We start from the raw sequence: 18,521 nt of genomic DNA, 5'->3' as shown, positions 1-18,521 counted from the left end.
GACAGGAAAAGCCGCAAAGCCCCTTATTGTTCCATCGCCATAACGGAAAAACTCAATCGTCGTTGGCGGCCGTCAGTTCTTCCGGCCGCATGCCGTCGTCGCTGACCTGTGCCGACAAGCGCAAACCTTCGCCGCCCGGGCCGGCTTCGCCCGCTTCCAGAAAACTGACACCCAGGCGCTCCAGGGCGGCTTTCAACGCTGCATGCTGCTGCGGGGTCGCGTCATGGCCGTTCTCAGCCTCGATCTGCAGGATGAGGAGTGGCGGCACGCCGCTTTCTTGACCGATCCTGTCGATGGTGACGTCGAGCATGGCGCGAGCGGCGCGTATCTGGGCGGGAGTTATCATCTATGAAGTATGGGGCGCTGAGAGATTAATTCAATCCACAGTCGTCCCGTATCGATCAGGCACGTCGTCGGAGGGCGCGCTGATGCCGCCATTCTGCGGCGCCACAGCCCCAGACAATCCCGAGCACGAGGTAAAAATGCCGCCAGTGATCGGTGTCGATCACAGCCCCGATCAGCATGTGACCAAGCAGCACGATCCAGGCGATCATCAGATAGGGTTGCCACGGCCTGTCCCGCAGCATGTACCGAAAGCCCATAGCTACGGTCCAGCCGACCAGCGTGATGTAGGACAGGAATCCGATCCAGCCATAGGCCATCAGCGACTTCAGATAGATGTTGTGCTCGTCCTCGGGAAAGATCTTGCCGAACATCATCGGGCCTATCCCGAGTGGCTTTTCCATCGCCATCTCGAAGCCCAGGCGGTGGCGCGCAAACCGGCCGAGATGGCCGCCGTCATATTCTTGCACGAGCTGGGTTCGGGTCTCGAAGAGACCGCGCACCTTCTCGAATTGCAGCGCCACCAGCAAGGCCATGACCATGGCAATGACGGCCGTCAGCGACAGGACCAGGATCTTCAGGCGAAACGCATTGGTGCGCTCCTTCAGAAGCATCACGAAGACCAGCGCCATCGCGCAGAAGAGGAAGAGCCCCCAGGCGGCACGCGAGAAGGAGAGGAAGACGGCAAAGGACAGGATCAGGATGCCGAGGATCCGAAGCGGTGATTCCAGCAACCGGCCTTTCAGCATGCCGTGCAGCAGGTAGAGCATGGGTGCGACAAGAAACGGGCCGAAGACGTTCGGGTCCTGAAAAGCGCCCATGGCGCGGTCGTAGCGCGTGAAAACCTCGGAGCCCGGAAAGGCATGGAAATAGCCGAGGATGCCGAGCATGCCGGTGATGATCGCAGCCGCCACCCAGGCCTGGAAGATGAGTTTCAGCCGCTGGGGCCGGTCTTCGATGACAGCGGCATAAAACACTGCCGTCAGCGCGAGAAAGATCGACACCGCAACATAGAGAACCTGCTCGGTCAGAATGTTCGGCAGCATCGTGATCGCCAGCAGGCCGCCGACATTGAAGATCAGCAGGAGGGCGAGCAGGGGAGCAACCGGGCGGGAGATCTTGAGACCGAACAGGAACCACAAGGCGACCTGGCCGACCATCAGCAGTTCATAAGGGGCAGGCTCGGAAATCACGAAGCCCGACAGGAAGACGCCGAGCGCCATGATCCAGGAGACCATCAGCTGGACGGCAGCGGCCTGGGGGTTGAACGGCCGGATCTGGGCGTCGACGGCACTCAATAAGCGTTTTCCGTGTTCAGGAGCTTGATCGGCGTCAGGAACAGGATCTTCAGGTCGAACCAGAGCGACCAGTTCTCGATGTAGTAGAGGTCATAGGCCGTGCGGAACTTGATCTTGTCGTCGGTGTCGATCTCGCCGCGCCAGCCATTGATCTGCGCCCAGCCGGTCACGCCGGGCTTCACCCGGTGGCGGGCGAAATAGCCTTCGACGATTTCGCCGAACGTCTTGTCACGCGTCTGGCCGAGGATGGCATGCGGGCGGGGTCCCACCAGCGAAAGATCGCCGCGCAGCACGTTGAAGAGTTGCGGCAACTCGTCAATCGACGTCTTGCGGATGAAGCGACCGACCCGTGTCACGCGCGGGTCGCCTTTGGTCACGGCGTTCTTGGCCGTCGGATCGCTCATCTCGGTATACATCGACCGGAATTTCAGGACGTTGATCACCTCGTTGTTGAAGCCGTGGCGCTTCTGGACGAAGAAGATCGGGCCCTTTGAGGTTGTCTTGACGGCAATTGCCGTCGCGATGAACACAGGCCAGAGCAGGCTCAGCGACAGCAGGCTGAAGAAGATGTCGAAGGCGCGCTTTGCGACCGAATCCCAATCCCGGATCGGCTTGTCGAGAATATCGAGCAGCGGCACCGCACCGACATGCGAATAGGCACGCGGGCGGAAACGCAGATTGTTCGAGTGGGCTGCAAGGCGGATATCGACCGGCAGCACCCAGAGCATCTTGAGGAGTTGCATGATGCGCGCCTCGGCGCTCAGCGGCAATGAGATGATCAGCATGTCGATATGCGCAAGGCGGGCAAATTCGACGAGCTCGGCCACGGTCCCGAGCTTCGGATATCCGGCAACCACGTCTGGCGAGCGCGCAGCGCTGCGGTCGTCAAAGATACCGCAGATACGGATGTCGTTCTCCGGCTGCTGCTCCAGCGCACGGATCAGGTCCTTGGCGGGCTTGCCGCCACCGACGATCACGGCGCGCCGCTCCATCACGCCATTGCGTCCCCAGCGGCGGATCGCAAGGCCGATCAGATTGCGTTCGACGAGCAGATAGACAGCACCGACCCCGAACCAGGCGGCAAGCACGCCGCGATAATAGGGGTCATGGTCGACGAAGAGCAGATTGACCAGCGCAACGACGCCGAGCGATGCCATCCAGCTTCCAAGCACGCGCGCCATCGAGCCCATGGGCGAGCGCAGGATCGAGACGTGATAGCAGTCGCTCGCCTGCATGAGGAGCAGCGCGAGGAGGGCGCCTGCAAAGCCGCTGATGCTGGTGTCGAGGAAATGTGCGCCGGGATCCTCGGCGAGGAAATAATTGGTCGCGAGTGCAATCCCGAGCAGGCTGAAGAATTCCAGAAACCGCAGCTGGCCGATCACGATCGACGGCGAATAGTTCGCCATGGCGTATTGGCCGGCGATCTGGCGGGCAAGCGCACTGATCTCGGCCTTGCGTTCTCCGCCTACATTGTCGTGAGCACCGCCCGTCGTTTGACCGCGACGCAGGGCGTCAAGATCGAATGCCTCGGGTTTGTCGACCTTGTTCATATCTGGATCTCGCACGTGTGTGCGCAGAGACTAGGGCCAAGGTCCTAAGAAACGCTTTAGGACCCCTCAAAAACAGGGTGGAGATGTCCCACTCCGGCACATCGGCCCTTCAAATCCGCGCGAGTTGTGCCCTGTAGAGCGCTTCCATTTCCTGGGCCATGACGACAGCCGAAAAACGGGATCGAAAGGCGTCGGCGGTCGGCATGGTCCGCTTTGACCAACTGGCGTCGGTGAGCGCCTTGGCCATGGTAGCGCCGAAGAGATCGGCGCGCCCGGGCTCGATTAGGGCTTCGCTGTCGCTGCCGAGGATCTCGGGGATCCCGCCGACACGCGATGCGATGATCGTCTTTTCGGCAGCCAGTGCCTCGAGCACGATATAGGGCATGGCTTCCGCACGCGACGGAACCACGACGATGTCGGAGAGGGTAAAGGCCTGGGCGATCGGCATGGCCGGGCGGAAGGTCAGCCTGCGGCCGAGACCCTTCTGCTCGACCATCTGGCGATAACGCTCGAGATCCGGGCCATCACCGACGATCACACCGCTTAACGGGCGACCGACCAGGCGTTCAGCTTCGGCAAAGGCGTTGATGAAGACATCGGGACCCTTCAGGTCGCGCAGCATGCCGATATAGGCGAAGTCGACTCCATCTGCCTCGACAGGGATCCGGCCGAAGTCGCGTTCGCTGATGCCGTTGTAGATCCGTGTGGCCGCTGAGCGCGGTTTGCCGATCTTGGTCTCGTAGGTGGCGCGCTCGTAGTCGCAGACGAAAGAGATCGACTCGGTCATGCGCTCAAGAATGCGCTCGGCCATGAACACCCCCTGGCCAGACAGTGACCCGCTCGAAAAGTGCAGGCTGCCGCCATGGGGCGAATAGAGGCGGGCGACGCGATACCTTCGAACCCGCAGCAGTGAGCCGATCAATCGTGCGATCACGCCGCCCTTGGCGCCATGACCATGCAGGATGTCCGGCTGCAATTCCTTGATAAGTTTGTACGCTTCGATGAGCGCCGCCATGTCCCCGAGGCCGACCGAGCGGCCGATCGGGAAGCGTGTGACGCCGAGCGAGAGAAAGGGCATGATCTGGTCGAAAAGCCGGTCCTCATGCGCGCCGCCCGTCGAGCTGTCGCAGAGGATGCCGACCTGATGGCCGGCTGCACTGTGCAGTTCGGCCAGATCGCGCACATGACGAAAGATCCCGCCGATGGGCGATCGAAAACAATGCACGATCCGCAGGGATTGGGCTTCGGCCATCGATCAGAACAGCCGCTCGCGAACGTAGACGGTGTCGCCGGCAAGGATCGGATCGGTGATCGGCACGCGGCCGGTGATGATCTGGCCGTTGATCTTGCGCGTCACGTCGACATCGCGCTGGTTCGCCCGGCTGTTGAAGCCGCCGGAAACGGCGATCGCGTTGAGGATCGTCATGCCAGGCACATAGGCATACTGGCCTGGCTGGCCGACCTGGCCCATGACGAAGATCGAGCGATAGCGATCCACCTCGATCGAGACGTCAGGATCCCGGAGGAAGCCCTGCTTCAGCTTCAGAGCGATTGCACCTTCAAGCTGGGTGAGGGTGGCGCCACGGGCGGCGACCTGCCCAACCAGCGGGAATGCGATATAGCCGGCCTGATCGACGGTATAGGTATTGGTGAGGCTCGCCTGTTCGAAGACAGTGATCCTCAACCGGTCACCGCTGTCCAGGCGATAGGGCTGAATGGTCGCTTCGTGAAAGACCTTCGGCGCGGGTTTGTAGCTCGCGCAGCTCGTCAGGGCGACCGACAGGAACGCGCTCGCGACCAGTACCATCGCCTGTTTGCCGACCATCGCCATGCGCCTGTGCGCTCCCACTGAATTCACATCTTCGTTGGCCTGTTATCGAATGGTTAGGGTTAATGCCGGGTAAACACCCGACGGCCAAAGACCCTAAACCATGGCGCAAAACTGGGGGGATGATGATTAACCCTTGAGTTACCATGATCCTTTACTTTCGCGGGCGAGATGTACGGGGAGTCTGTGATGCCGAGTGTGGACCGCGATCAACATGATGTCGATATCGACCTCGCCCAGCTTTTTCGCGCCGTCTGGCAGCGGAAGGGGAGGATCCTTGCGGCGACTGCGCTGGTCGGTGTGCTGGCCTTTGTCGGCGCCAATGCGATTTCGCCGAGCTACAAGAGTGACGCCAAGCTGCTGATCGAGCCGCGCGAGCCGAACTTCTCCGCCTCGGGGACCGCGTCTTCCGCCGTCGAGCCGATGCCCGATGAGCTGAACATCGCAAGCCAGGTCCAGCTTCTCCAGTCGGTCGATCTCATCAAGCAGGTGGCCCGTGACCTGAAGCTGCATGAGAGGACTGAATTCGATCCGGATTCCAGCCCCTCTGCGATGACCGATTTTCTCGTCCTCTTCGGCCTGACCAGCAATCCGCTCGAACTGCCGCCCGAGGAGCGGGTGATCAAAGCCTTCAAGGAAAAGCTCAACGTCTACCAGGTCGACAAGTCGCGTGTGATCGGGATCGAGTTCACCTCGAAGGATCCGAAGCTCGCAGCCGCCGTGCCGAACGCGATGATGGACGTCTACCGCTCCCTGCAGAGCGGCGCCAAGCTCGACAGCAATTCCGATGCCGTGCGCTGGCTGGAGACAGAAATCGCCAATCTGCGCGAAAAGGTGCGCGAGGCAGAGCAGAAGGTGGCTGAGTATCGCTCGGCAGCGGGCCTGATGTCGCTTGGCTCCGACCAGAGCTCTTTCACCGGCAAACAGCTCTCCGACATCTCGACGGAGCTTGCCCGGGTGCGCGGTGAACGCGCAAGTGCCGAAGCGACGGCCGAAAACCTCCGCGCGAGCATCAAGGCCGGCAAGCCGACCGAAACCCTCGACGCCATCGCACGCTCCGAATCGATCCAGCGCCTGAAAGCGACGGAATCGCTGATCCGCGGTCAGATTTCTGATCTGTCGACGCGTCTGCTGGAGGGTCATCCGCAGATGAAGGCGCTGCGCGCCCAGCTCGCCGGTATTCGCGACCAGGTGCAGTCCGAATCGCTGCGGGTCGCCGAAAGCCTCGACAACCAGGCAGCCGTTGCCCGCGAGCGCGAAACCCAGCTGCTCGCCCAGATGAACACCCTCAAGGCGGACACCGCCCGGGCAGGCGAGGACGAGGTGGGCCTGAAGTCGCTGGAGCGCGAAGCAACCGCGCAGCGCCAGCTGCTCGAAACCTATCTTGCACGCTATCGCGAAGCATCCTCGCGTCTGGAAAAGGGCTCGAGCCCCGCCGATGCCCGGGTGATTTCCACCGCCATCGAGCCGCAGGAACCGAGCTTCCCCAAGGTCCTGCCAATCACCATCGTCGCAACGCTGTCGACACTGATCCTTGCAGCCGTAGCCGTCATGCTGGCCGAGCTCTTCAGTGGTCGCGCCCTGCGTCCGACCGGGGCGGTTGCGCCGATGCTTGCCCGTCGCGACGAGGATGAGACCGAAGAACAGGTCACACCCGTCGAGGCGCCCCGCGCGCGACCCGTCGATGATACGCCCGCAAGCCTTCTGAATGTCTCCGCCGATGAGGATCTCGTCGACGAGATGGAGCAGGCCGTCGCCATGGATGTGCCGCCAGCTCAGCCGGCGGAAGAGCCGGACGAATTCTCTGTCGCTTCCGTCGCCGATTTTCTTCTCGAGCAGCAGACACGCATCGCCTTTGCCATCTCGCCATCTGGTGACGATGGCTCCGAGGGCACCGTGGCACTGGCGCGTGAGCTTGCCGACCGCGGTCGTCGGACGGTGCTCGTTGACATGACCGGTTCGGCCTGCCCGACGCGCCTGATGGCATCGTGGCGCGATCTCTCCGGCATCACCGATCTCCTGACCGGCGAGGCCGCTTTCGCGGACTGCATCCATCCGGACCGCGCATCGGCCGCCGATATCGTACCGCAGGGCAATGCCGACATCCGTCAGGCGATGCGGGGGGCAGATCGCCTTTCGATGATCGTCGATGCGCTCTCGGACGTCTATGATTTGGTGCTGGTGGAATGTGGCCCTGCCAATGCCGAGGGTGTCGCACGGCTAAGCCGCAACGATCGTCACGAAATCATTCTCTCCGCTCCGCAGCCTGAGGCGCAGGAACTGGCCGAGATCATGATTGCCTTCGAGGATGTCGGCTACAGGGACCTGATCCTGCTCTCGGTGAAGAACCCGCCGGAACGCAGGACGCGCAACGCCGCCTGAATGGGAAGTAGGCAGGCCCGCATAGGGCCTGCAGACACTCGGTCAGTCGCCGGTTTTTGGCGCCTGGGCGATCGTGCCTTGAGCACGCAGCCTCTGGATCAGCGCATAGAGATGCGGATTGCCCTTGATCAGGGTCTTTGTCCTGGTCAGGCTGCGATGGGTCATCGCCGCGATATGGCCGGCGGGCCGAAGCGGCAGCAGAAGGTCGTGGTGGACCGTCTCGATCGTGCACCAGCGCCGCTTGTAGTCCTGATCGCCGATCCCGAAGTCGAACAGTGCGCCGCCGGTCAGGGCGCTGCGCTCGACCACCAGCCAGAACAGCAATTCCCCCGGGCTCGCATCGGGCATCAGGCTGTCGTCGATCGATCCGAACTGGCAGATGACATGGTTCCCCTTGCGGGAAAGCCCGGTGATCGCTGCGATTTGGCCTTCGTGTTCCCCCTTTAGCCGGATCGCATGCAGTTCGAGCGGAACGTCGCTCGAGCCATGGTCGCTTTCGAGCAGCATGTGAAAGAAGGCCTGCGTTTCCGCTGGCTGGAAGACATTCGGCAGGCCGCCTACGGCAAATCGGGCGGCCTTCTGCTGGAAGAAACATTCGAGCAGGGCCTGCTGGTCGCTGAGCTTCTTCGGCCGGATATGGTCGAAGCCGCCGGCCGCTTCCAGCTTGCGGGTCTGGGACCGATACTTCTTGCGCCGGCTCTTTGCGTTGAGCGGCGCAATCGTTTCGTCCATGGTCGCGGCCAGCGGCAACTGGAACGAGGCGTTCTGGTTGCGGATGCCGGGAAGGCCGGCAAACGGATGTCGCTCACCGCGCCAGACGAGCGGCACATTGGTGAGGCTGAGAAGGTCGGCATCGTCGCGCAGGACCTCGACAAGCAGCGCCTCGAGGTCGGGCGCCGGAATGTCGACCGCAGCACGGCGGAAAGCGGCACTGAAAAGGCCGCTGTTGAAGTTGGTGAAAGGCGAACCGATGAACTGGGCGCTGCGCACCAGATAGTGGCGCTGGATCTCGAGCGGCAGCAGGAAAGCGATGTCGCCGTTCAGGCGGCCTTCGACGATGGCGAGCGGGTTTCCATGCGTCTCAGTCCAGGCGCGACACCAGTCATATCCCTGATGCAGGGAGTTCCACGGATCGGACTCAAGCATCCGCCATTGGCGCTCAAGCGGTGCCATCCGGTGGTGTACTGTGAGGGTAAGCCGACCCGCCGCAATATCGAGCGTCGCCCGGTCCCGGCCGACAGCGACGCGGTCCTCAGGCAGATCTTCGGCAAAAGCCATTGCATCATGGCGCATATGGGCCCGCATGTACCCTATCCCGTCCGGTTTGAGAGACGAGCGGGAGCTTAGGTCGACACTGCGAACAAACGGTTATCGCCGTGAGAATCCGGCCAATGGCCGCATGCGAGGGTAAAGGCGGAGTTAATCCTTGTCCGGCTTGTTGAACGGACCCGCCATCCATTTGATCACCAGCATGGCGGGGATCACCCAGAGCAGGCCGGTCAGCAGGAAGTAGAGCAGATGCCCCCACCACGGAGCGGTGGCGAGCGTTGCCGTGGCGATCGTGGTCGCGAGAAGGGCATAGATCGACACGATCAGGATGATCAGGATCGTACCGATGAAGGATCTGAACTTCGGGCGCTTCGTCATGCCATTGTCCTATCGAACGTCGCGCAGTTCCGCGACGCGACCGCTTGCCGCAAACCGGCGGGCTTGTTTTGCACGGCTGACTGATGCAAATCAACGGGCGAAAAGAGGATTGACGAATGACAGCTGTGTTGACCGGAACCGAGTTGCAGGTGCGCAAGGATATTGCCCGCGTGGATGCCGACCGCAAGGCGGTGCGCATATGGCTCGGTGTGGTGATCTTTGCACTCTTCTGTCTGGTGCTGGTGGGCGGCGCGACGCGGCTGACCGACTCGGGCCTTTCGATCACCGAGTGGAAGCCGATCCATGGCGTCATCCCGCCGCTCACTGTGGCCGAATGGGAAGAAGAGCTCGAACTCTATCGCCAGATTCCGGAATATCAGCAGATCAACAAGGGTATGAGCCTCGACGAGTTCAAGTTCATCTTCTGGTGGGAATGGGCGCATCGCCTGCTCGCCCGAATGATCGGCCTGATCTTTGCGCTGCCGCTGGCTTACTTCTGGCTGCGTGGCAAGATCGAGCCCAGCCTGCGCGCGCCGCTGGTCGGTCTGCTTGGCCTCGGCGGCCTGCAGGGGTTCATCGGCTGGTGGATGGTGTCTTCCGGCCTCAGCGAGCGCGTTGATGTCAGCCAGTATCGCCTTGCCGTGCATCTGATGATGGCCTGCTTCATCTTTGCGAGCTGTGTCTGGATTTTCCGCAGTCTTTATCCGCACACGGATGATGATGCGCCGACGGAAAAGAGCCGCCTCTTTGCCGGTGTGCTGCTGATCATGACCTTCTTGCAGATCTATCTCGGTGCGCTCGTCGCGGGCCTGGATGCCGGCTACAGCTACAATACCTGGCCGCTGATGGACGGCGCCTGGGTGCCGCAGGGGCTCTTCGTCCAGGCACCCGCCTGGATCAATATCTTCGAGAACCCGAAGACCGTGCAGTATATCCACCGCATCGGCGCCTATATCCTCTGGGCGGCAGCACTCGTGCACATGGTCCAATGTCTGCGGGCAGCTCCTCAGACGACCCATGCCCGCCGCAGCGGGGTACTTTTTGCGCTGATCAGCATCCAGGCGGTGATCGGCATCGTCACGCTCGTCACGCAAGTCCCCCTCCATGCCGGCGTCACGCATCAGGGCATGGCACTCGTGGTGCTGGCTTTCGCGGTCGCCCATCTGCGCGGCTTCTACGGCGAGCGTTCGAAGCCGGTTCTGGTCGAGGTCCGCGACTGAGCTATCCGAAGCGATAGGCGGAATAGGGCTTTCCGAGGAACTCGCCGCGGAAGACCTGCTGCCCGGGATCGGAACCCGCAGCACCCGACGCCACGAACAGCGGCACAAGGTGATCGTGGTCAGGCACATGGCAGGCCAGCGCGTCCGGGTTCTGGTCCCAGGTCGAGAGCACCGTCTCACGTTGCTCGCTGTCTGGAGAAGCCACAGCTTCCGTCAGCCAGTCGTCGAACCGGATCGCCTGTTCCACATGGTTGGGCTCGGCCTGCCGGAACATACGCATGTTGTGATAGCTCATGCCCGAGGCGATGATCAGCACGTCCTCGTCGCGCAGCGGCGCCAGCGCCTTGCCGATCGCCACATGGCTTTCGACATCAAGCGAGTTCTGCAGCGAAATCATAGTGATCGGGACATCCGCATCCGGGTAGACCAGCATGAAGGGAATGAACACGCCGTGGTCGAAGCCGCGCTTGTCATCCTCGGCGCTGTCGATCCCGGCCTTGGCGAGCAAGGCCCTTGCGCGGGCGGCAAGGTCCGGCGAGCCTGGGGCAGGGTAGGAGAGCTCGTAGGTGTGCGGCGGGAAATTGTAGTAGTCAAAGAGCATGCCGGGCTTTGCAGCCGTGCTCACAGTCGGAACCGGTTCCTTTTCCCAGTGGCCCGACACGACGAGCACGGCTTTCGGCCGATGTCCGATCTCAGCATCAAGCCCCTGCAGGAAAGCGCGCAGGTCATCCCAATGCGCCTTGCCTTCGGCATCGCGCGGGAACTCCATGAACGGCCACGGGCCGCCGCCATGGGGGATGAAATAAACCGGAAGACGCTGGCTCATTGAGGTTCCTCACTTTCGCAAGGACACTACCACCCTCGATCGTTACCTAGAATAAGGCGGTTGATCGACATTTCGTTCGCTATTTGTGAACGCCGGAGGGATTACGAGGTCGACGCGGTCGATCCTCGCAAGCCATTCTGTTCCTCGACCTCAGGCCGACAGCATCAGGTCCATGTTCTGCACCGCAGCTCCCGAAGCGCCCTTGCCGAGATTGTCGAGCAGCGCGACGAGATTGACATGCGCGCCACCGGGCGTGCCGAAAACGAAGAGCTTCATCGTGTCCTGGCCGACCAGTTCTTCGGCATCGACGCGCGGCAGCTTGGCGCTATCGGCCAGCGGAACGACGCTGACGATGTCCTGGCCCGCATAATGGGCAACGAGTGCCGCATGGATGCTGTCCACCGTTGTTCCGGCGGCGAGGTCTTCGAGGAAGAGCGGCACCTGCACGATCATGCCCTGCGCGAAGCGGCCGACGGAGGGGGCGAAAAGCGGTGCGCGGTCAAGCAACCCATGGGTCTGCATTTCCGGCACGTGCTTGTGCTTCATCGTCAGCCCGTAAAGGAAGTTGTTCGCGGCCAGATGCTCGGGATGATCAACATCCTCCATCTGCGCAATCATCTGCTTGCCGCCGCCTGTGTAGCCCGAAACGGCATTGACCGAGACCGGATAGCCGTCCGGCAGGATGCCGGCAGCCCGAAGCGGCCGGATGAGGCCGATCGCACCCGTCGGATAGCAGCCTGGGTTGGAGACATAGCGCGCCGCCTGGATCTTGGCTTTCTGCGCCTTGTCCATTTCGGCAAAGCCATAGGCCCAGTCCGGATGCACCCGGAATGCCGTGGAGGCGTCCAGCAGGCGGACATTGTTGTTCGCGGCCGTCATCTCATAGGCCTGCTTCGACGCATCGTCTGGCAGGCAGAGGATGGCGATGTCTGCGCTGTTGAGCATGTCCTCGCGCATCTTCTCGTTCCGCCGCTCGGCTTCCGGGATAGACAAAAGCTCCAGATCACGGCGGTCGGCCAGGCGCGTGCGGATCTGCAGACCCGTTGTGCCGTGTTCGCCGTCGATGAAGATCTTCGCTGCCATTTGTCTAGTCCCGTCAGAGGTTTGGATGAGATTGCGGAATCTGATTGTGAGTGTGTTGAATCAATGTGTCAGGCGCGTGTCGCAAGCTTCTCCGCGCGCAGGCCCAGCATATACATTGCAACCGTTGCACCGGCAATTGCGGTGATGTCGGCATGGTCATAGGCCGGCGCCACCTCGACGACATCAGAGCCGCGGATGTCAAGGGCCCCGAGCTTACGCAGGACCGAAAGGATCTTGGCCGAGGAGGGGCCGCCCGCGACCGGTGTGCCCGTGCCGGGCGCATAGGCCGGGTCGAGGCAGTCGATGTCGAAGGTGAGATAGGTCGGAGCCGAGCCGACATGAGAGAGGATCGCATCGGCAATCGCCTGCGCGCCCATGTCCTCGACATCGTAGCCTGGGATGATCCGGATGCCGAAATCCTCAGGCGCTTCGGTGCGGATGCCGATCTGGATCGACTTCTTCGGATCGATGACGCCCTCGCGCACGGCGCGGCAGACGAAGGAGCCATGGTCGATCCGCTGGCCGTCATCGTCCCAGGTGTCCTGATGCGCGTCGAAATGCACGAGCGCCAGCGGTCCGTGCTTGGCCGCATGAGCTTTCAGCAGGGGCCAGGTGACGAAATGGTCGCCGCCGAGGCCGAGTAGATAGGCGCCGGAGGCAATGATCTTGGCTGCCTCCTGCTCGATCAGGCCAGGGGTGTGTTGGTGATTGCCGTAGTCGAGCAGCACGTCGCCATAGTCGACGACAGCCATCTGCTCGAAGAGATCACGGGCGAAGGGATATTGCGGGTCGTTGTCGAAGATTGCCGAGGCGCGCCGGATCGCCTGCGGCCCGAAACGCGCGCCAGGCCGGTTGGAGACGGCGGCATCAAAGGGAATGCCAAGCACAACCGCATCGACGTCGGCGAGGTCCTTCGAATACTTCCGGCGCATGAAGGACAGCACGCCCGCATAGGTCGGATCGGTCGCCGCACCGCGCAAGCTCTTTGCGGTAAACGCGTTGTCGATCGATTTGCTGGCCATGATGTTCTTCTCCCTCTGAAAAATTTGATCAAATTAGACGGTCGGCTTCCCCGGTCAAGCCTTGATCCTTGGCGACATGGTTGGGGGCGGAGGAAAACAAAAAAAAAGGCGGAGCCGAAGCCCCGCCTTGATTTCCGTTTCCGGTTGTCCAGCGATTAACGCTTGGAGAACTGGAACGAACGACGGGCCTTCGCCTTGCCGTACTTCTTACGCTCGACAACGCGGCTGTCGCGGGTCAGGAAGCCACCCTTCTTCAGGACCGGACGCAGGCCCGGTTCGAAGTAGGTGAGGGCCTTCGAGAGACCGTGACGAACTGCACCGGCCTGGCCGGAGAGGCCGCCGCCAGCGACAGTCGCGATGATGTCGAACTGGCCGTCACGGGCCACTGCGACGATCGGCTGCTGCAGGATCATCTGCAGGACCGGACGGGCGAAGTAGGTGCGGAATTCGCGGCCGTTCACGGTGATCTTGCCGGTGCCCGGCTTGACCCATACGCGGGCGACTGCGTTCTTGCGCTTGCCAGTGGCGTAGGAGCGACCCAGCGAGTCGACCTTGCGGACGTGAGCCGGAGCTGCGTCCTGTGCCGGGGCAAGGTCCTTCAGGGAAGAAAGATCGGCCATACTTAGGCGCTCCTTGTGTTCTTGCTGTTCAGCGAAGCGACGTCGAGAGCGACGGGCTGCTGGGCTTCATGCGGGTGGTTGACGCCGGCGTAGACGCGCAGATTCTTCATCTGGCGACGACCGAGCGGGCCACGCGGGATCATGCGCTCGACGGCCTTCTCGAGAACGCGCTCCGGGAAGCGGCCTTCGATGATCTGGCGAGCCGTACGCTCCTTGATGCCGCCCGGATAACCGGTGTGCCAGTAGTACTTCTTGTCGGAGTACTTCTTGCCGGTCAGAACGACCTTCTCGGCATTGATGACGATGACGTTGTCGCCGTCGTCAACGTGGGGGGTGTAGGTGGCCTTGTGCTTGCCACGCAGGTGCATGGCGATAATGGTGGCGAGGCGGCCGACAACGAGCCCTTCGGCGTCGATGAGGATCCACTTCTTCTCCACCTCTGCAGGCTTCTGAACGAAGGTAGACATTGAGGTCTCTTTCCGTGTGATCCTGCGGTCCCCTTTAAAGGAAACTGCAGGCGTTTCTTGTTGCTTGTAAGCGCCGTTTTCGACGCAAAAAGAAAGCGGTCCCGAAGGGCCGCGTTCCGGGGAGGGGTATAGAACCAGTGACCTGGAACGTCAAGATAGCTGTATCCGGCGGGCGTCTCTATAACACAAGCAATAACAATCACTTAGATATGTGGTATTATTTTACCGCATGTCGGCGCCGGCGCACAAGGGTCGTGATACGCCGAACTCGGCGAAAATCCGTAAAGAAAGAGATTATTCCACCAACCACACAAAATGGAACGGGAGTATCACGAGTGCCTGTCTCAACCTATGATTTTGCTAATATGTGCACGAACATAATGAAAACATAAACCGAACGTATCGGCAGGCACCTTTATACGGAGATCGCCATGTCGCTGGAACGCCGAATCTCGCTTATCACCCTTGGCGTTTCTGACGTCGCCCGCAGCACTGAATTCTACGGCCGACTGGGCTGGACGCGGTCCTCCGCATCCAATGACGACGTGACCTTTATCCAGTTGAAGGGAATCGTGCTCGGGCTGTTTTCGCGCGCCAGCTTGGCCGCCGACGCCCATGTCGAGGATACGCCTCCTGGGTTTTCGGGCGTGACATTGGCTTACAATGTCACGAGCGAAATCGGCGTCGACGCTGTGGTGAAGTTTGCGATCTCTTGTGGTGCGCGTCTGGTGAAGGCACCCGAAAAAGTCTTCTGGGGCGGCTATTCCGGCTATGTCGCCGACCCGGATGGCCACCTCTGGGAAATCGCCTACAATCCCTTCTTCCCGCATGACGAACACGGGCATGTGGTGCTTCCGGACTGATCCACGGTATTTGAGGGAATTCGGTGCGCGGTCGTTAAGCGGCCTGCGCTAGGCTGTATTCGGGACAAGATGGACGGGTAAACCAATGGCCTTCGCAGGCCGGGAGGAACGTCCATGAACCATGACACCTACCTGAACAGCTATCTCGCCGACATTCTCGCCACGGCCAAGAACGTGGCCGTCGTTGGCGCATCGACCGACGACAAGCGGCCCAGCCACTGGATTTCAGGATTTCTGCTCGGCAAGGGCTATCACGTTTTCCCCGTCAATCCGCTGCATCGGGGAGAGATGATCCTCGGCAAGCGCGTCTATGGCTCGCTCGCAGAGATCCCGGAACCCATCCACCTTGTCGATGTCTTTCGCCGTCCGGAGCATCTCGACAGCATCGTCGACGACGTGTTGGCGATGTCGCCACGCCCGCAGGCAATCTGGTGTCAGCTCGGTATCCGCAACGATGACGCTGCGGCACGGGCCGAGGCCGCCGGCATCAAGGTGGTGATGAACCGCGCGCTGGTTTGCGAATATCCGCTGGTCTACGAGCGCATGCATGCAAGCTCTGCCCATGGTCATGCGGCCTGAGCCAACTGGAAGGCCTCAGAACCGGACGATCGGCTTGCCGAAGCGTCGTGGTTCGGGGTCATAAGGCTGGCAGTTGAGGACCGGGCACCGATCGGTATCCTGCGTCGGCACATAGGCGCGCTCGGCATATTCGTGTGGCGAGCACATCGCGCTCCGGGTCACGTAGCGATCGTAGAGCGTCATGCCTTGGACCCGCGTCGACGGGTAGCGCAGGATGACGGCGCCCTCGTTGATGACGCGCTGACGCGCCTGGTCACAGGTGAGCGCCGTTGAATTGTAACGCGAGATCGCCAAAGCCGGCTCTGCCAGCACGGTGGTGGCGATCGTCAGGATGGCAAGCTGGGTCATGCGCATGGCCGTTCTCCTTCTGGCGCTCGATCAACGTGTGGGCGGGCAGGGCGGTTCCGCCTTGTTGCTGCCGATTGCCACACCATCTAATCCTCATGTTACGACAGTTGAGGAGATGCAGATGGCTGACCACAATCATTATAGTCCAGAATATTTGAAGGACATTCTCGGCGAGGTGAAAACCATCGCATTGCTCGGTGCGTCGCCCAAGCCGGACCGTCCGAGCTTCGGCGTCATGCGTTTCCTGTTGTCAAAGGGTTACACGGTCTATCCGGTCAATCCGGGCCAGGCCGGCAAGGAAATTCTCGGCCAGACCGTCTACGCCACAATGGCCGATATTCCAGAGGCGATCGACATGGTCGACGTCTTCCGCGCGCCGGAATATCTGGGCGAGGTGGTCACGGAGGCACTTGCCCTGCCGAACCGGCCCAAGGTGATCTGGGGCCAACTTTCCGTGCGCGACGATAAAGCCGTCATTCCGGCCGAAGAGGACGGCATCCGCGTGGTCATGGACCGCTGCCCGGCGATCGAAATCCCTAGGCTCGGGCTCTGACGGCTTAGGCCCCGACCAGCAAATCCGGATTGGCGCGCAACGCGTTCAGCGTATCAGCATTGCCGCAATAGTCGACAAAGGTCTGCTCGGCCTTGCCCTGGTGCAGGTGCTGACGGCAGGTGTCCTTGGACGAACACTGCGCACAGGTGACCTGCATGTCGCGAAACACCCGGCGCATGCGGAATTCGACTTCTGCCGGATCGATGTTGAGGGCCCGCATCATGGCTGGCATTTCGTCGGCGGCATGCGGGCCTGCCTTCACGAGCGCCAGCAATTGATGGGCGCTGATGCCACAATCATCGGCGAGCGCTGCGATTTCTGCATCGGACAAGGCGGCAAGCATGTCGCTTTCATTGGCGGTTTCGAAACCCTGGGCGAACCAGGAGAGGATTTGCTGCACGGTGTGGCGGACCGGATCGGCGATCGTGAGTGTCATGGGTCTCTCCTTCGACTGGGAAGAGAATGCCAGCAAGTCGCGGGGTCGCATTGACCTCGATCAAGTATGAAATTCCCGATCACCCCCGCACTTTGGAATAATCCGGGCTGACATCGGGCGGCGACTGATTATGATCCGGCCCGAAGTCAAAAAGGGAGGACCAAACAATGTCGGAGAACAATCCGGGTTTCGCCACGCTTGCCATCCATGCCGGTGCACAGCCGGACCCCACCACGGGCGCGCGCATTACGCCGATCTACCAGACCACGGCCTACGTCTTCAACGATTCGGACCACGCCGCAAATCTCTTTGCCCTCAAGGAGTTCGGCAATATCTACACCCGCATCATGAACCCCACCCAGGGCGTTCTGGAAGAGCGAATTGCGGCTCTCGAAGGCGGCACCGCAGCACTTGCTGTTGCGTCCGGTCATGCAGCCCAGCTCCTGATCTTCCACTCGCTGATGCAGCCTGGCGACAACTTCGTTGCGGCGAAGAAGCTCTATGGTGGCTCGATCAACCAGTTCGGCCATGCCTTCAAGAATTTCGGCTGGCAGGTTCGCTGGGCGGATCCCGCCGATCCGGAAAGCTTCGCCGCTCAGATCGATGACAAGACCAAGGCCGTCTACATCGAAAGCCTGGCAAATCCCGGCGGCACCTTCGTCGACATCGAAGCCATCGCCGAGGTGGCCCATCGCCACGGTCTGCCGCTGATCGTCGACAACACCATGGCGAGCCCATACCTCATCCGTCCGCTGGAACACGGCGCCGACATCATCGTGCATTCCGTCACCAAATTCCTCGGCGGTCACGGCAATTCGATGGGCGGTGTCATCGTTGACGGTGGCACCTTCGACTGGTCGGCTAAGCCGGGCAAATATCCGATGCTGTCGGAGCCGCGCCCGGAGTATAACGGCGTGGTCCTGCACCAGACCTTCGGCAACTTCGCCTTCGCCATCGCCTGCCGCGTCCTCGGCCTGCGTGACCTCGGGCCCGCGATCGCCCCGATGAACGCCTTTCTCCTGCTGACCGGCATCGAAACCCTGCCGCTGCGCATGCAGCGCCACTGCGACAATGCCATGAAGGTCGCGACCTGGCTGAAGAGCCACCCGAAGGTCGCCTGGGTCAACTATGCTGGCCTTCCCGACGATCCGAACAATGCGCTGCAGAAGCGCTACTCGCCGAAGGGCGCCGGATCCGTCTTCACCTTCGGCATCAAGGGCGGGCTCGAAGCCGGCAAGGCGCTGGTTGGTGGCTTGAAGCTCTTCTCTCACCTGGCCAACATCGGCGACACCCGCTCGCTGATCATCCATCCGGCGTCGACGACCCATGCGCAGCTCTCCGAAGCCCAGCAGATCGCAGCCGGTGCCGGGCCTGACGTGGTGCGCCTGTCCATCGGCATCGAGGACGCCGAAGACATCATCGCCGATCTCGAGCAGGCGCTGGCCTCTGCCTGATCG

Annotated in this window: 20 protein-coding genes; 6 read left to right on the top strand and 14 right to left on the bottom strand. The window is 61.6% G+C overall.

Features of this window, described 5'->3' with window-relative positions:
* Positions 1-52: 52 nt before the first annotated feature.
* From AC02Y0_RS10620 to AC02Y0_RS10600, 5 genes are all read right to left on the bottom strand, one after another.
* Complete coding sequence (locus AC02Y0_RS10620) at positions 53-310, bottom strand: hypothetical protein (RefSeq protein WP_476383788.1); 258 nt, start codon at positions 308-310, stop codon at positions 53-55.
* 91 nt (positions 311-401) lie between these two features.
* Entirely contained in the window at positions 402-1,640 is a 1,239-nt protein-coding gene (locus AC02Y0_RS10615; RefSeq protein ID WP_476383787.1) for an O-antigen ligase family protein, read from the bottom strand.
* Positions 1,637-3,190, bottom strand: a complete 1,554-nt coding sequence (locus AC02Y0_RS10610; RefSeq protein WP_476383786.1) for an undecaprenyl-phosphate glucose phosphotransferase — start codon at positions 3,188-3,190, stop codon at positions 1,637-1,639. The genes AC02Y0_RS10615 and AC02Y0_RS10610 overlap by 4 nt, the downstream gene beginning before the upstream one ends.
* A 109-nt stretch (positions 3,191-3,299) precedes the next feature.
* Positions 3,300-4,442 (bottom strand): glycosyltransferase family 4 protein, encoded by a 1,143-nt coding sequence (locus AC02Y0_RS10605; RefSeq protein WP_476383785.1) that lies wholly within the window; start codon positions 4,440-4,442, stop codon positions 3,300-3,302.
* Between the two features lie 3 nt (positions 4,443-4,445).
* A complete protein-coding gene (locus AC02Y0_RS10600) occupies positions 4,446-4,997 on the bottom strand; it encodes a polysaccharide biosynthesis/export family protein (RefSeq protein WP_476384008.1) in 552 nt (183 codons plus the stop codon).
* A gap of 210 nt (positions 4,998-5,207) precedes the next feature.
* Here AC02Y0_RS10600 and AC02Y0_RS10595 point away from each other — a divergent pair, with 210 nt between their 5' ends.
* Complete coding sequence (locus tag AC02Y0_RS10595) at positions 5,208-7,400, top strand: GumC family protein (RefSeq protein WP_476383784.1); 2,193 nt, start codon at positions 5,208-5,210, stop codon at positions 7,398-7,400.
* Between the two features lie 42 nt (positions 7,401-7,442).
* Here the strand turns inward: AC02Y0_RS10595 and AC02Y0_RS10590 are convergent, their stop codons facing one another.
* A complete protein-coding gene (locus AC02Y0_RS10590; RefSeq protein ID WP_476383783.1) occupies positions 7,443-8,705 on the bottom strand; it encodes a GNAT family N-acetyltransferase in 1,263 nt (420 codons plus the stop codon).
* 114 nt (positions 8,706-8,819) lie between these two features.
* Entirely contained in the window at positions 8,820-9,047 is a 228-nt protein-coding gene (locus tag AC02Y0_RS10585; RefSeq protein ID WP_476383782.1) for a DUF2842 domain-containing protein, read from the bottom strand.
* 116 nt (positions 9,048-9,163) lie between these two features.
* On the opposite strand from AC02Y0_RS10585, the gene AC02Y0_RS10580 reads away from it, so the two are divergent.
* Positions 9,164-10,267, top strand: coding sequence for a COX15/CtaA family protein (locus AC02Y0_RS10580; protein WP_476383781.1), 1,104 nt, complete (start codon positions 9,164-9,166; stop codon positions 10,265-10,267).
* Position 10,268: 1 nt separating this feature from the next.
* On the opposite strand, the gene AC02Y0_RS10575 is transcribed toward AC02Y0_RS10580, so the two are convergent.
* From AC02Y0_RS10575 to rplM, 5 genes are all read right to left on the bottom strand, one after another.
* Positions 10,269-11,093, bottom strand: a complete 825-nt coding sequence (locus AC02Y0_RS10575; protein WP_476383780.1) for a DODA-type extradiol aromatic ring-opening family dioxygenase — start codon at positions 11,091-11,093, stop codon at positions 10,269-10,271.
* Positions 11,094-11,243: 150 nt separating this feature from the next.
* A complete protein-coding gene (gene argC / locus AC02Y0_RS10570; RefSeq protein WP_476383779.1) occupies positions 11,244-12,176 on the bottom strand; it encodes an N-acetyl-gamma-glutamyl-phosphate reductase in 933 nt (310 codons plus the stop codon).
* 68 nt (positions 12,177-12,244) lie between these two features.
* Complete coding sequence (gene speB / locus AC02Y0_RS10565) at positions 12,245-13,198, bottom strand: agmatinase (RefSeq protein WP_476383778.1); 954 nt, start codon at positions 13,196-13,198, stop codon at positions 12,245-12,247.
* A 155-nt stretch (positions 13,199-13,353) separates the two neighbouring features.
* Complete coding sequence (gene rpsI, locus AC02Y0_RS10560; protein ID WP_476383777.1) at positions 13,354-13,818, bottom strand: 30S ribosomal protein S9; 465 nt, start codon at positions 13,816-13,818, stop codon at positions 13,354-13,356.
* Between the two features lie 2 nt (positions 13,819-13,820).
* Positions 13,821-14,285 (bottom strand): 50S ribosomal protein L13, encoded by a 465-nt coding sequence (gene rplM / locus AC02Y0_RS10555; RefSeq protein ID WP_102021316.1) that lies wholly within the window; start codon positions 14,283-14,285, stop codon positions 13,821-13,823.
* 431 nt (positions 14,286-14,716) lie between these two features.
* On the opposite strand from rplM, the gene AC02Y0_RS10550 reads away from it, so the two are divergent.
* Complete coding sequence (locus AC02Y0_RS10550; protein ID WP_476383776.1) at positions 14,717-15,148, top strand: VOC family protein; 432 nt, start codon at positions 14,717-14,719, stop codon at positions 15,146-15,148.
* A 114-nt stretch (positions 15,149-15,262) separates the two neighbouring features.
* A complete protein-coding gene (locus AC02Y0_RS10545; RefSeq protein ID WP_476383775.1) occupies positions 15,263-15,727 on the top strand; it encodes a CoA-binding protein in 465 nt (154 codons plus the stop codon).
* A gap of 15 nt (positions 15,728-15,742) precedes the next feature.
* Here AC02Y0_RS10545 and AC02Y0_RS10540 read toward each other — a convergent pair whose 3' ends face one another.
* Positions 15,743-16,081 carry a hypothetical protein gene (locus AC02Y0_RS10540; protein ID WP_476383774.1) on the bottom strand — a complete coding sequence of 113 codons (339 nt, stop codon included), beginning with the start codon at positions 16,079-16,081 and terminating at the stop codon, positions 15,743-15,745.
* 115 nt (positions 16,082-16,196) lie between these two features.
* On the opposite strand from AC02Y0_RS10540, the gene AC02Y0_RS10535 reads away from it, so the two are divergent.
* Entirely contained in the window at positions 16,197-16,628 is a 432-nt protein-coding gene (locus tag AC02Y0_RS10535) for a CoA-binding protein (RefSeq protein ID WP_476383773.1), read from the top strand.
* A gap of 4 nt (positions 16,629-16,632) precedes the next feature.
* Here AC02Y0_RS10535 and AC02Y0_RS10530 read toward each other — a convergent pair whose 3' ends face one another.
* Positions 16,633-17,064 (bottom strand): DUF6455 family protein, encoded by a 432-nt coding sequence (locus tag AC02Y0_RS10530; RefSeq protein WP_476383772.1) that lies wholly within the window; start codon positions 17,062-17,064, stop codon positions 16,633-16,635.
* A 167-nt stretch (positions 17,065-17,231) separates the two neighbouring features.
* Here AC02Y0_RS10530 and AC02Y0_RS10525 point away from each other — a divergent pair, with 167 nt between their 5' ends.
* Positions 17,232-18,518, top strand: coding sequence for an O-acetylhomoserine aminocarboxypropyltransferase (locus AC02Y0_RS10525; protein ID WP_444557869.1), 1,287 nt, complete (start codon positions 17,232-17,234; stop codon positions 18,516-18,518).
* Positions 18,519-18,521 lie beyond the last annotated feature (3 nt).

The organism is Allorhizobium sp. nf9_anc (assembly GCF_056323085.1).
The sequence above is the reverse complement of the archived record's forward strand: the minus strand, read 5'-3'. Positions and strand labels throughout refer to the sequence as shown.

What these genes read in the sequence shown, in the direction of transcription:
- AC02Y0_RS10585 (WP_476383782.1), bottom strand. Translation starts at nt 9,047, where the DNA reads ATGACGAAGCGCCCGAAGTTCAGATCCTTCATCGGTACGATCCTGATC.
- AC02Y0_RS10595 (WP_476383784.1), top strand. Translation starts at nt 5,208, where the DNA reads ATGCCGAGTGTGGACCGCGATCAACATGATGTCGATATCGACCTCGCC.
- AC02Y0_RS10530 (WP_476383772.1), bottom strand. Translation starts at nt 17,064, where the DNA reads ATGACACTCACGATCGCCGATCCGGTCCGCCACACCGTGCAGCAAATC.
- AC02Y0_RS10575 (WP_476383780.1), bottom strand. Translation starts at nt 11,093, where the DNA reads ATGAGCCAGCGTCTTCCGGTTTATTTCATCCCCCATGGCGGCGGCCCG.
- AC02Y0_RS10620 (WP_476383788.1), bottom strand. Translation starts at nt 310, where the DNA reads ATGCTCGACGTCACCATCGACAGGATCGGTCAAGAAAGCGGCGTGCCG.
- AC02Y0_RS10540 (WP_476383774.1), bottom strand. Translation starts at nt 16,081, where the DNA reads ATGCGCATGACCCAGCTTGCCATCCTGACGATCGCCACCACCGTGCTG.
- AC02Y0_RS10550 (WP_476383776.1), top strand. Translation starts at nt 14,717, where the DNA reads ATGTCGCTGGAACGCCGAATCTCGCTTATCACCCTTGGCGTTTCTGAC.
- AC02Y0_RS10600 (WP_476384008.1), bottom strand. Translation starts at nt 4,997, where the DNA reads ATGGTACTGGTCGCGAGCGCGTTCCTGTCGGTCGCCCTGACGAGCTGC.
- AC02Y0_RS10610 (WP_476383786.1), bottom strand. Translation starts at nt 3,190, where the DNA reads ATGAACAAGGTCGACAAACCCGAGGCATTCGATCTTGACGCCCTGCGT.
- AC02Y0_RS10545 (WP_476383775.1), top strand. Translation starts at nt 15,263, where the DNA reads ATGAACCATGACACCTACCTGAACAGCTATCTCGCCGACATTCTCGCC.
- AC02Y0_RS10590 (WP_476383783.1), bottom strand. Translation starts at nt 8,705, where the DNA reads ATGCGGGCCCATATGCGCCATGATGCAATGGCTTTTGCCGAAGATCTG.
- AC02Y0_RS10525 (WP_444557869.1), top strand. Translation starts at nt 17,232, where the DNA reads ATGTCGGAGAACAATCCGGGTTTCGCCACGCTTGCCATCCATGCCGGT.
- argC (WP_476383779.1), bottom strand. Translation starts at nt 12,176, where the DNA reads ATGGCAGCGAAGATCTTCATCGACGGCGAACACGGCACAACGGGTCTG.
- speB (WP_476383778.1), bottom strand. Translation starts at nt 13,198, where the DNA reads ATGGCCAGCAAATCGATCGACAACGCGTTTACCGCAAAGAGCTTGCGC.
- AC02Y0_RS10605 (WP_476383785.1), bottom strand. Translation starts at nt 4,442, where the DNA reads ATGGCCGAAGCCCAATCCCTGCGGATCGTGCATTGTTTTCGATCGCCC.
- rpsI (WP_476383777.1), bottom strand. Translation starts at nt 13,818, where the DNA reads ATGGCCGATCTTTCTTCCCTGAAGGACCTTGCCCCGGCACAGGACGCA.
- rplM (WP_102021316.1), bottom strand. Translation starts at nt 14,285, where the DNA reads ATGTCTACCTTCGTTCAGAAGCCTGCAGAGGTGGAGAAGAAGTGGATC.
- AC02Y0_RS10535 (WP_476383773.1), top strand. Translation starts at nt 16,197, where the DNA reads ATGGCTGACCACAATCATTATAGTCCAGAATATTTGAAGGACATTCTC.
- AC02Y0_RS10580 (WP_476383781.1), top strand. Translation starts at nt 9,164, where the DNA reads ATGACAGCTGTGTTGACCGGAACCGAGTTGCAGGTGCGCAAGGATATT.